General features: G+C 59.2%; 8 protein-coding genes. 5 read left to right on the plus strand and 3 right to left on the minus strand.

Annotated elements, in window-relative coordinates; all coding sequences use genetic code 11:
* Positions 1 to 192: 192 nt before the first annotated feature.
* Both FHT87_RS21360 and FHT87_RS21365 read left to right on the plus strand, forming a co-directional pair.
* Positions 193 to 3,030, plus strand: a complete 2,838-nt coding sequence (locus FHT87_RS21360; protein WP_183804765.1) for a M16 family metallopeptidase — start codon at positions 193 to 195, stop codon at positions 3,028 to 3,030.
* Positions 3,031 to 3,205: 175 nt separating this feature from the next.
* Positions 3,206 to 3,424 carry a hypothetical protein gene (locus tag FHT87_RS21365; protein WP_183729253.1) on the plus strand — a complete coding sequence of 73 codons (219 nt, stop codon included), beginning with the start codon at positions 3,206 to 3,208 and terminating at the stop codon, positions 3,422 to 3,424.
* Here the strand turns inward: FHT87_RS21365 and FHT87_RS21370 are convergent.
* Entirely contained in the window at positions 3,397 to 3,879 is a 483-nt protein-coding gene (locus FHT87_RS21370) for a phage regulatory CII family protein (RefSeq protein WP_183729256.1), read from the minus strand. The two genes, FHT87_RS21365 and FHT87_RS21370, sit on opposite strands and share 28 nt — an antisense overlap.
* Before the next feature lie 334 nt (positions 3,880 to 4,213).
* Here FHT87_RS21370 and fdhA point away from each other — a divergent pair, with 334 nt between their 5' ends.
* Complete coding sequence (gene fdhA, locus FHT87_RS21375) at positions 4,214 to 5,404, plus strand: formaldehyde dehydrogenase, glutathione-independent (RefSeq protein ID WP_183804768.1); 1,191 nt, start codon at positions 4,214 to 4,216, stop codon at positions 5,402 to 5,404.
* Between the two features lie 80 nt (positions 5,405 to 5,484).
* Here fdhA and FHT87_RS21380 read toward each other — a convergent pair whose 3' ends face one another.
* Positions 5,485 to 6,783 carry an HlyD family type I secretion periplasmic adaptor subunit gene (locus FHT87_RS21380; protein ID WP_183729261.1) on the minus strand — a complete coding sequence of 433 codons (1,299 nt, stop codon included), beginning with the start codon at positions 6,781 to 6,783 and terminating at the stop codon, positions 5,485 to 5,487.
* The gene (locus FHT87_RS21385) at positions 6,780 to 8,495 is read right to left on the minus strand and encodes a type I secretion system permease/ATPase (protein ID WP_183730980.1); all 1,716 of its coding nucleotides are present in this window, start codon (positions 8,493 to 8,495) and stop codon (positions 6,780 to 6,782) included. The genes FHT87_RS21380 and FHT87_RS21385 overlap by 4 nt, the downstream gene beginning before the upstream one ends.
* A gap of 257 nt (positions 8,496 to 8,752) precedes the next feature.
* On the opposite strand from FHT87_RS21385, the gene FHT87_RS21390 reads away from it, so the two are divergent.
* Complete coding sequence (locus tag FHT87_RS21390; protein WP_183804770.1) at positions 8,753 to 11,101, plus strand: calcium-binding protein; 2,349 nt, start codon at positions 8,753 to 8,755, stop codon at positions 11,099 to 11,101.
* A gap of 263 nt (positions 11,102 to 11,364) precedes the next feature.
* The gene (locus FHT87_RS21395; protein WP_183729266.1) at positions 11,365 to 11,871 is read left to right on the plus strand and encodes a helix-turn-helix domain-containing protein; all 507 of its coding nucleotides are present in this window, start codon (positions 11,365 to 11,367) and stop codon (positions 11,869 to 11,871) included.
* Positions 11,872 to 11,876 lie beyond the last annotated feature (5 nt).

Consider the following 11,876-nt stretch of genomic DNA (forward strand, 5'->3'; position numbering starts at 1 on the left):
TTGATAGCGATGAGCGAGCGTGACCTGCAGGATCGCTATTCTCGAAGATGATCAACGTGTCCGCGACGATGTTTATGGCGATGCATCGGTCCCGGAAAATAGACGTTGATGTGAGGTGCAACCTGTCTGATAGTTCGATCAACCACACACACCCTCTTCATGCCCACCACTTGAACGGAATGCTTTAAACATATGAGATTCCCTATTTTTCCGCGGTTCATGGCAGCGGTGGCGCTTGCCGCGATCTTCACGTCAGGGCTGCCGGCCCATGCTGAAAGCCCGTCCGCGCCCTGGCCACAGACGCACAGTGACCTGCCGGCGGAACCCGGCATCCACTTCGGTACGCTCGAAAACGGCATGCGGTTTGCGATCATGCGCAACGCTACGCCGCCGGGACAGGCTGCAATCCGCTTCCGCATCGGCGCAGGTTCGCTCGACGAGAACGACAATCAGCAAGGGCTGGCGCATTTCCTCGAACATATGGCCTTCAAGGGCTCGACCCATGTCGCTGAAGGAGAGATGATCCGCATCTTGCAGCGCAAGGGCCTATCTTTCGGGCCGGACACCAACGCCAACACTTCATATGACGAGACCGTTTATTCGCTCGATCTTCCCGAGGTCGATGCCGATACGCTTTCTACCGGCCTGATGCTGATGCGCGAGACGGCAAGCGAGCTGACACTCGATGCCGGCGCCTTCGATCGTGAGCGCGGCGTCATCCTGTCGGAAGAGCGGCTGCGTGACACGCCGCAATATCGCGCAGCAATCGGCGTCACGAACTCCCTGCTCGCCGGCCAGCGTGCGACCCTGCGCCCGCCGATCGGTAAGGTCGATATCATCAGCAATGCGCCAGTCGATCTGCTTCGTGACTATTACCACACCAACTACCGGCCCGATCGCGCCACGCTGATCGTAGTGGGCGATATCGACCCGGCCGCAATCGAGACCGAGATCAGGCAACGCTTCAGTGATTGGAAGGCCGCCCGTCCTGAGCCGCAAAAACCCGATCTCGGCACACTGAAGGCGAAAGGCGAAAGCGCCGAGGTCATCGCGGTTCCGGGCGGCACAACGAGCGTACAGATCGCCTGGACGCGCCCCTATGACGCTTCGCCTGACACTTCCGCCAAGCGCCGGCAGCAGCTGGTCGAGGATCTTGGTCTTCTGGTGCTCAAACGCCGGCTGAGCGCCATGGCCAACAGGGCCAATGCGCCCTTTATCAGCGCCGCCGTCGGCTCCCAGGATCTTTTCAATTCCGCCCATATCGTCGTCATCGCGGCGAATTCCGCGCCGCTTAAATGGCAGGCCGCACTGGCCGCCATTGACCAGGAGCAACGCCGCTTCCAGCAATTCGGCGCCGAGCAGGCAGAGATCGATCGCGAAATCATCGAATACCGCTCGCTTCTGCAGGCCGCTGCGGCCGGTGCTGCGACACGCGCGAGCCCCGATATCGCTTCCATGCTGGCGAGCAGCGTCGATAACAATCAGGTCTTCACCTCACCTGCGGAAGATCTGTCAATGTTCGAGACCATGACGAAAGGCCTCACAGCAGCCGAGGTCAACCAAACCCTCGCGCATGTCTTCTCCGGCAACGGTCCGCAGCTCGTGCTGCAGACAGCGCAAGCGCCGCAGGGCGGTGCCGGGGATATCAGGCAGGCTTATGACGCCTCCCTCGCCGTTCCGGTTACGGCGCCGTCAAGCGCGGCGACCGTCGTCTGGCCCTATACGCATTTTGGCGAGCCAGGCACGGTCGTCGAACGACGCGTTGTCGAAGATCTCGGCCTGACCATGGTGCGCTTTGCCAACGGCGTGCGGCTCACCGTCAAACCGACCAAGCTGCGCGCCAACGAAGTGCTGGTGCGCGAGGATCTCGGTCGCGGCCGGCTGGATCTGCCGAACGACCGTCCCCTGCCGATCTGGACATCGCCAGCCGTCGTCCTCTCCGGCACCAAGGCGATGGATTATCCGGATTTGCAGAAAGCGCTGGCGGCCAACATCGCGGGTATCGATTTCTCCGTGGACGACAGCTCCTTCCAGTTCACCGGTCAGACGCAGACGGAGGATCTTGCGACGCAATTGCAGATCATGACCGCCTACACATCCGATCCGGCTTACCGACCTGAAGTTTTCAAGCGCGTCCAGCAAGCCTATTTAAACAACCTCGATCAGTATGAGGCGACGCCGGGCGCCGTCATCAGTCGCGATTTTGCCGGCCTCGTGCATTCCGGCGATCCGCGCTGGACCTTCCCGGACCGGGCGCAATTGTCCGCCACGACGCTGGAAGATTTCGAAGCACTGTTCCGGCCCCATATCTCCACGGCGTCGATCGATATCACCATTGTCGGCGATATAACGGCGGACGAGGCAATCCGCCGGACGGCGGAAACCTTCGGTACGTTGCCGGCCCGCGCGGATACGACACCGGGCAATGCGGCAAACGAAGTGCATTTCCCCGCGCGCACTGAAAAACCGGTCATGCGGACACATAGCGGCAGAGCCGATAATGCGGCGGCCATCGTCGCTGCTCCGATCGGCGACATGCTTTCAGATATGCAGCGGGGCTTTGTCGCAAACGTCGCTGCCCAGATCTACGAAAACAGGCTGATAGATCAGTTCCGCATGGCCGAAGGCGCGACCTACAGTCCGCAGGGCGCCATGGACCTTTCATGGGACATTCCCGGCTATGGCTACGCTTATCTCTACGTCGAAACGACGCCGGCCAAGATCGAGAATTTCTATGCGCTCGTGGACAAGATCGCTGCCGATCTCAGATCAAACGATGTCTCGCCGGACGAACTTATGCGTGCCCGAGCGCCGATTATCGAGACATTGAAGCACCAGCAGCAGAGTAACGAATATTGGGTGCAATATTTGAACGGCGCTCAAACGGACCCTCGCCGCCTGGAGCGGATACGCGATAATCTCAGTGGCTACGACAAGGTCACCGCCGAGGATATCCGCCAGTTTGCCACGACCTACTTCCAGCCGGACAAGTTCTGGAAATTCGAGGTGCTGCCCGCAGCGGTACGATAGGCCCAGCGCGCTTCAGGCAGGATCCCGAAGGCGGCCGCGTGCGTCGGGATCCCCTCCTGTTTCGTCCGCTGCGATTGACGAACCGTTTTGGCGACGTAAAATTGTCGACGTCGTTTTGATGGCCGACCAACATCATACCGGCCTAGATGCCTGACCGAATTTCACTGGTCTTCGCATGGCATCCGATCATTCTCATCCTATCCGGGAATATGCGCGCATCGTGCGCGAAAAGAACCTTTTAAAGCTTCGTCTTCTTTCGGTCGATCGGCAGCTTGCCACGGCCAGCGGTGCCTGGAAATCCTTTCTGGAAGAGACACGCCTCTCGCTCATCGAAGCGATGCTCTCGCTCGATGAGGAAGGTGAAGGCTATCTCCTGCTGATGCGCAAGGACTGATCGGTGTAGGTTCCACTCAGGCCGAGACGAAGGGACGCGAGCGCCCTCTCCGCATCCTCGATCTCCTTGAGCACCAGTCGTTGCTTGCGGTGATCCATTCCACCACCGGCAAATGCGGCATCCACCAGTTCGAGCACGTCAGTCGCCTCGATAACCACGCGCGTTGCACCTCTTTGCAACGACGCGATAGGCTCTGCCTGTTCTGCGCCGGAAGAACGCTCGGCGGCAACAAACGTACTTCTCTCGAGAAGATAGGATGCGAGACGCGGATCGGGCACGACTTCCAGCAGATTCTGGATTTCGTCAGCGGAGAAACATGTCCTGTTGATCAGGCGCGAGTGAAAAGCGGCGTAGTTCATGCCCAATGCAGTGGCAACCACGCCTACCGGATAGGTCTTTTCCACGATCAAAATGGTGTAGACGATGTCTGCGAAGGCACGGCCGCGTTGCGTCATGATCGCCCCCAGGCTCTGTCACTGCAACTATAGCGGAAGTCACGTCAAAAGGGAGCCGTTGTTTTGATATCGTATCTGTCAGGGCGATGCTAACGCGGCGCCTCGGCAGGAGACACCCCACCTGGCGGGGAAAGGCCACCTGCCTCCGGGTCCGCCAAGGTGGGTGGCCGGACCGCATCGGCGCGAATGCACTTTGGTCCTGTTTTGCTGGTTTCCGCCTGCAAGGCGTCGCTTTCGGGACGGCGCTCGGATCTTTCTAGTCTACTCTATAACAGGCAAACGCCGCGGGAGGAGCTGCCGGCGCGTTGCCTTGATTTCAACGGAGGAGACGGAAATGAGCAAGAATCGTGGCGTCGTCTATTTGCGGCCCGGCAAGGTGGAAGTCCGCGACATCGACGATCCGAAACTCGAGGCGCCTGATGGCCGTCGTATCGAACATGGCGTCATCCTGAAAGTCATCTCCACCAATATCTGCGGTTCGGACCAACATATGGTCCGTGGGCGTACCACAGCAATGCCAGGCCTCGTGCTTGGGCACGAAATCACCGGCGAGATCATCGAAAAAGGCATCGATGTGGAAATGCTCGATGTCGGCGACATCGTGTCGGTGCCCTTCAATGTGGCATGCGGGCGCTGCCGCTGCTGCAAATCACAGGACACCGGCGTCTGCCTGACGGTCAATCCGTCGCGCGCCGGCGGCGCTTACGGCTATGTCGACATGGGCGGCTGGATCGGCGGTCAGGCCCGCTATGTCACGATCCCCTATGCCGATTTCAACCTCTTGAAATTACCCGACCGCGACAAGGCGATGGCCAAGATCCGCGATCTCACCATGCTCTCCGATATCCTTCCAACGGGCTTCCACGGTGCCGTCAGAGCCGGGGTCGGCGTCGGATCGACCGTTTACGTTGCAGGCGCCGGCCCGGTCGGCCTTGCGGCGGCGGCATCCGCCCGTATCCTCGGCGCGGCCGTAGTGATGATCGGTGATTTCAACAAGGACCGCCTCGCCCATGCCAGCCGTGTCGGCTTCGAAGCCATCGACCTCTCGAAAAGCGACCGGCTCGGAGATATGATCGCGCAGGTGGTCGGCACCAATGAAGTGGACAGCGCGATCGATGCCGTCGGCTTCGAAGCGCGTGGACATTCGGGCGGCGAACAGCCGGCGATCGTGCTGAACCAGATGATGGAGATCACCCGCGCCGCCGGCTCCATCGGCATTCCCGGCCTCTACGTTACCGAAGATCCGGGCGCAGTGGACAATGCGGCCAAACATGGTAGCCTCTCTCTGCGCTTCGGCCTTGGCTGGGCGAAGGCGCAGTCGTTCCACACCGGTCAGACGCCTGTTATCAAATATAACCGCCAGCTGATGCAGGCGATCCTGCATGACCGGCTGCCGATCGCCGACATTGTCAATGCGAAGGTGATTTCGCTTGAAGATGCTGCCCAGGGCTATGAGAGCTTCGACCAGGGTGCCGCGACGAAATTCGTTCTCGACCCGCATGGCGAGGTCGCCAAGGCCGCCTGATCGGCATCATATGCCGGGGCGGTAACGCCCCGGCACAGCCATTGCAAATATGATCCGCCGCCCTGCTCTTGCAGGGAAATTCACTCTTCGCGGAACGTGTGGCTGATCTGATCCATCAGCGGCTTGGTCATGTATGAAAGGACGGAGCGATCCGCGACCTTGATGAAGACCTCTGCCGGCATGCCGGGGTAAAGCTTCATGTTGCTGAGTTTTTGCAAGCTCGCCGGTTCCGGCTTGATGCGCACGGGGTAATAATCGGTGCCGCTGCGCTGCTCGGTCACGACATCGGGCGAAATCGATACGACGTCGCCCTGCACCTCCGGTGTCGTTTTTTGATCGAAGGCGCTGAAACGGATATCGACTTTCTGGCCGAGCGTGAGTTGGTCAATATCGCGTGTGGCAATCTTCGCCTCGATGGTCAAGTCGCGCTGATCCGGCGCCAGCAGCATCAACACCTCGCCGGGATTGACAACGCCGCCGACGGTATGGACTGTCAGTTGATAGATGCGACCGCCCATCGGTGCGCGCAGCTCCAGCCGATTCATCTGGTCGACGGCCGCGATGCGACGCTCCTGCATTTCGGCAGTCTTGGCCTCGACATCCGTCAGATCCTTCGAATTCTCGGTCCTGCGATCTTCGTCGAGCTGCAATATCTGCAGGTTGATCTCGGCGATCTTGCCCTCCGCCTGCGCCCGTGAAGACAGCCGCTCGCCGCGATTGCCGTCGAGTTCGACACGCTGGCGCTTGAGGCCGTTGACCTTCTGCATCGTAACGATCTTCTGGTCGTAAAGCTTGGCGGCGGCATCATATTCCTGATCGACGAGCTTGGTCGCCTCATCGATCGATGCGAGTTGCAGCGTATCGCCCTGTATCTCCTCGGCGAGCTGCGCCTTGCGCTCTTCCAACTGCTTGCGCATCCCGACCAGTGACGACCGGCGGGCATTGAAAAGCTGGATCTCGCCGTCGACCAGGTTCTTGCTGACGTCGATATCCAGCTCATTTGCGGGAATATCGTCGGCGGAGAATTCCGTTGCGCCGATGCGTTCAGCCTGAAGGCGAGCGCGACGGACATAGAGCTGGGCAAGATTGCTGTCGATGATGGCGAGATTGGCTTTCACAGAGGTGCTGTCGAGCCGCAGAAGGACGTCGCCGGCCTGGACGTGCCCCCCTTCCATTGCCATCAGTTCCGACACGATACCGCCCGTAAGGTGCTGAATCTTCTTCACGTTCTGGTCGATAATCACGGTGCCGTGCCCGACCACGGCGTTGGAAAGCGACGTCGAGGCGGCCCAGCCTCCCATGCCGCCGACAAGGGCGACAGACAGGACCCAGACGGATAGGATGTGACGGTTCAGCGAGTGTTGCGACTTCTTCATCATCGGCCCTGCTCCTGATTATCGCCGACAACCTTCAGCGATCCATGTCTCGGTTGCTCCGTCAGATTATCGGCGCGGAGCACCTTGGCGAGTACCTGATCCTTCGGCCCGAACGCGAGCGCCTGCCCCTCGCGCATTGCCAGCACGAGATCGACGCTGGAGAGTGTGCTTGGCCGGTGAGCAACGACAATGACGATGCCGCCGCGCTGGCGAACGCTCAAGATCGCGCCGGCGAGCGCCGACTCTCCGTCAATGTCCAGATTGGAATTCGGCTCGTCGAGCACGACAAGGAAGGGATCGCGATAGAGCGCCCGAGCAAGGGCGATGCGTTGACGCTGGCCGGCCGAAAGCATGGAGCCGCCCGCCCCTATTTCCGTCTCGTAACCCTTCGGCAGCCGCAGGATCAGCTCATGGACCCCGGCCTTGCGGGCTGCCGCGATGATTTCTGCTGCCTGCGCATCGCTGCGAAAGCGGGAAATATTCTGGGCGACGGTGCCGGCAAAGAGTTCCACATCCTGCGGCAGGTAGCCGATGTGGCGTCCGATCGAGATATCATCCCATTGATCGAGTGCTGCGCCATCGAGGCGCACCGACCCGCGATATGCCGGCCAAAGGCCGACGATAGCACGCACCAGCGAGGATTTGCCCGAGGCGCTCGGGCCGATGACGCCGAGTGCGTTCCCTGCCCGCAGCGTGAAACTGACGCCCTGCACGATGAGCTCTTGCTTGCCGGGGGCACCACTCGACATCGCCTCGATGGCAAGCTCGCGAGATGGCGCAGGCAGCTCAAGCGGCGAAACTGTCTCGGGCAGCAAGGCCAATGTCTGGCGCAGCCGCTTCCAAGATTGCTGGGCTGAGACAAAGCCCTTCCAGCTGGCGATCACCTGCTCGACAGGTGCGAGTGCTCGCGATGTCAGGATCGAAGCAGCAATGATGACGCCACCGGAGGCCAGGTTTTCGATAACCAGCACGGCACCGGCGGCAAGTACGCCCGACTGCAGCGCCATGCGGAAGATCTTGGATACAATCGAGTAGCCATTGACCGTATCGGCGTTGCCGGATTGAACATCGCGGTAGGTATCGTTGCGTGCAGACCAGCTGTCGGCGAGTTCGTCGGCCATACCCATGGCCTGGACCACTTCTGCATTGCGCTGCGCCGCACTTGCAAGTGCATTTCTCTCGGTCGCAAGTTCATAGGCTTTTTTGGCCGAAGCCTGCGAGCTTCTATTCGTCAGATAGGTCAGCGCCATCAGGATCAGCGCGCCGCAGATGGCAATGATGCCGATGATCGGATGGAACAGAAAACAGATGCCGACATAAAGCGGCACCCAGGGCAAATCGAAAAAGGCTGAGGGGCCGGGGCTGGAAAGGAAGCTGCGAACCTGATCGAAGTCCCGCAATAGGGAAAGGCCGTCACCGGCCACCTTGCCCTTGAGCGGCGCCTTTAGCGTCGCCTTGAACACACGACGGCTCATCACCTCGTCGAAGACACCCGATATCCGGACGAGAATGCGACCGCGCACGAGATCGAAGGCCCCCTGGAAGGCATAGAGCAATAGTGCCAGAAGGATGAGCGCAATCAGCGACGGGATGCTGCGGCTCGGTATGATGCGGTCATAGACCTGCAGCATGAAAAACGAGCTGGTGAGATAGAGCACGTTGACCAGCGCACTTGCGGCGCCGACCGCGATCAGGCCTCCGCGGCTGCGTCGCATCGCTTCCGCGCCGAGGTCTTTCTCGCCTTTTTGAGTTGGCGAGATGCTAAGTCCGTTCAATATCGAATCTCCGTGGGACGTTTGGACTGATTGTACAGGCAAATCAGTCAAGGCTTCGCAAACATGTTGCCAGCAATACGACATGGTTAATGCATCATAACTTTGACGAATTCAACTGTATAACGTCAAATTGCTTTTGGAGGGAATCGTTATACCATCAAAGCAATAAATTCTACTTCCAGGCGAGGAATGCAATAATGGCCCAAGCTATTAGAATTAATGACGTTATCGACTCCTTCGGAATTGATACACACATCGATTACACGGACGGAAAATACTCTAATATCGCGGAAGTTGTTAAAGCCTTGGGATACCTCGGCCTCGACACGGTTCGCGATCATGCGCCCACCCCCGCCTCCGACCCCTATGGTCAAGGCCATCTTGGGGACGCGGCTGATGCCGGCGTGAAGTTCGTTTTCGTCTCGGGGCGCGATGACACCCCTGCCACCGTCGTGCAGCGGTTGCATGCCTTCGTGGAGGCGCATCCCGGTTCGATCGTCGGCATCGAAGGCCCGAACGAAGTCAATAATTGGCCGGTTGCCTATAAGGGACTGTCGGGAGAGGCCGCGGCCCTTGCCTATCAAAAGGACCTGTTCAACGCGGTGAATGCCGATCCGCTATTGAAGGACATTCCTGTTCTCGGCTTTACCGGCTACACGGTCGCCTCGTCCAACGATTACACGACGATCCACACCTATGCGAAGGAGGGCGACCAGCCTTTCTCCTGGCTCCAGCGTGAATCGGGCGACCAGATGAGCGCCGATCCCGGCAAACCGCTGACCATCACCGAAATCGGGTACCACACATCGCTGACGGCTGATACCAACGGCGGATGGGAAGGCGTCGACGAAACGACGCAGGCCAAACTGCTTCTCAACACGCTGATGGACGGCGCCTTTCTCGGATCGAAGGAGACCTTTATCTACCAGCTTCTCGATGCCTATGCGGATTCGCAGGGGTCCGATCAGGAAAAGCACTTCGGGCTCTTCCGCCTGGATTATTCCCCCAAGCCGGCCGCAACGGCGATCCATAATCTGACGGAAATTCTTGGTGATGACGGCGCAGCACAGGCAACCTTCAATCCGGGGGCGCTCAATTATTCGATCAGTGGGCTGCCGTCGACGGCGCGCAGCTACCTGACGGAAAAATCTGATGGTAGCTATCAGATCATCGTCTGGAATGAGCCCGATATCTGGAACCAGACATCCGACACGGCGATCCAGGCGGCGGCGACCAGTGTCAGCGTCAATCTGGGCGGGGCTTTCGGGACGGTGCAGGTCTACGATCCGCTGACGGGCGATACACCGATCAAGAGCTTCAGCAACATATCCTCCCTGAATGTGGATGTAGTCGACCATCCGATCATTATCAACATAGCAGCGGGAGCTGATGCGTTGCGGGAACCCGGCCACATCTACGGCGGCACCGGAGACGATGTCTTCACCGTCACCTCCCCGACCGATATCGTCGACGAAAGCGGCGGCGGCGGAACCGATACCGTCATGTCGTCGATCAGCTTCAGCCTGGCGGATACGGCGCATGCGATCGGCGCCATCGAGAATCTGACGCTGACCGGCAATGCAAACATCAACGCCACGGGCAACGCGCTTGCCAACGTGCTCGTCGGCAATTCCGGGGCCAACGTGCTGGATGGCGGCGCAGGTGCGGACCTGATGACGGGAGGTGCCGGCGACGACACCTATATCGTCAACAGTATCTATGATGACGTGGTCGAAGCCGGCGGCTCCGGCAAGGATATTATCAAATCCTACATCTCCCTTAGTCTGGCGAACCAGGATCGCGTGACCGGGACCGTCGAGAACCTGACTTTGATCGGGTCGGCGAATACCGATGCTACGGGTAATGCCTCGAACAATATCCTCACCGGCAATACCGGGAATAACGATATCGACGGCGGCAAGGGAGACGACCGGATGATGGGAGGCGTTGGCAACGACACCTATAAGGTGGATTCAACAGGCGATATCGTCGACGAAACAGACGGCGGCGGCAATGACACCGTCTACGCGTCCATATCCTTCAATCTGACGAACACCCTTGGCACCGTAGAGAATCTGAAACTAACTGGTTCATCGGCAATCAACGCCACGGGCAATGCCGGAAACAATAATCTGACCGGGAATACGGCCAGCAACGTGCTTTCGGGCGGAGCCGGAAACGATCAACTTATCGGCGGCAACGGCAACGATATCCTCAAAGGCGGATCTGGAGCCGACAACTTTGTCTTCAACATCAAACCCAATGCTACCGGGAACATCGACAAAATCGAGGACTTTTCGGAAAGCTCAGGCGACAAGATCGCACTCGACCACAACATTTTCACGGCGATCGATACAGCCAATTTTTCCTCCGGAAACTTCGTGCTCGGCACCAAGGCTTTGGATACAAACGACCGGTTGATCTACGACCAGACGACTGGAAAGCTCCTATACGACGCTGATGGAAGCGGGCGCGGCGCGGCTGTGCAAATCGCGACGCTTTCCAATCTGGCTACGCTTCATCACGACGATTTCCTGTTCCTCTGAGATCGGAGATCTGACGCCTTAAAGCGGCGGATTGTATGGGGTTCCTTTACGGAGCCCCATTTTTTTATCGCGCAGCAGTCATGCACAACATTGCCTGTAGCGCCCAGCCGAGCGGAGAGACGATTGCGCTGACCGGTACATTTCTCTTCATGTAGCTGCCTGCATTCCTGCAACCAGTGCTCTGCTGGCACAGATCTTCGAGCGGAGCGACGCTCGAATTTGAGACTTGCATGATGCAAGTAACCTCTGTAGTGACTTGCATCATGCAACGAACAAGTTTCGCCAATTTCAAATGCCCGGCGGCGCGCGCGCTCGATAGCGTCGGCGACTGGTGGAGCATGATGATCCTGCGCGATGCCTTTCACGGACTGACGCGCTTCGACGAATTCCAGAAGAGCCTCGGCGTTGCGCCGAACATACTGACGCGACGGCTCGCGCATCTGATCGATGAAGGGCTGTTCGAGAAGCGCCTCTATAGTGAGCGCCCTGCCCGCTACGAATATGTGCTGACCGAGAAGGGACGCGATTTCTTTCCGGTTTTGATGGCCCTGTTTTCCTGGGGACGCCGGCACGCTCCGCAAGAGGATCTCGCCTTCCTGCTCGGCAATGCCGCCTCCGGCGAGGAACGCCGGCCCGTGCTGGTGGATGCAGCCAGCGGCGAAGAACTGAAACCCGAAAATACCTGCCTGCTGCCGGGACCGGCCGCTGACGATGGCGACCGCGAACGGATCGCACGCATGCGCGCCTATTACCTCGGCATCGACGCCTAGAAAGG

This window comes from Rhizobium sp. BK316 (genome assembly GCF_014193695.1).
In the GTDB taxonomy this organism is placed as follows: domain Bacteria; phylum Pseudomonadota; class Alphaproteobacteria; order Rhizobiales; family Rhizobiaceae; genus Rhizobium.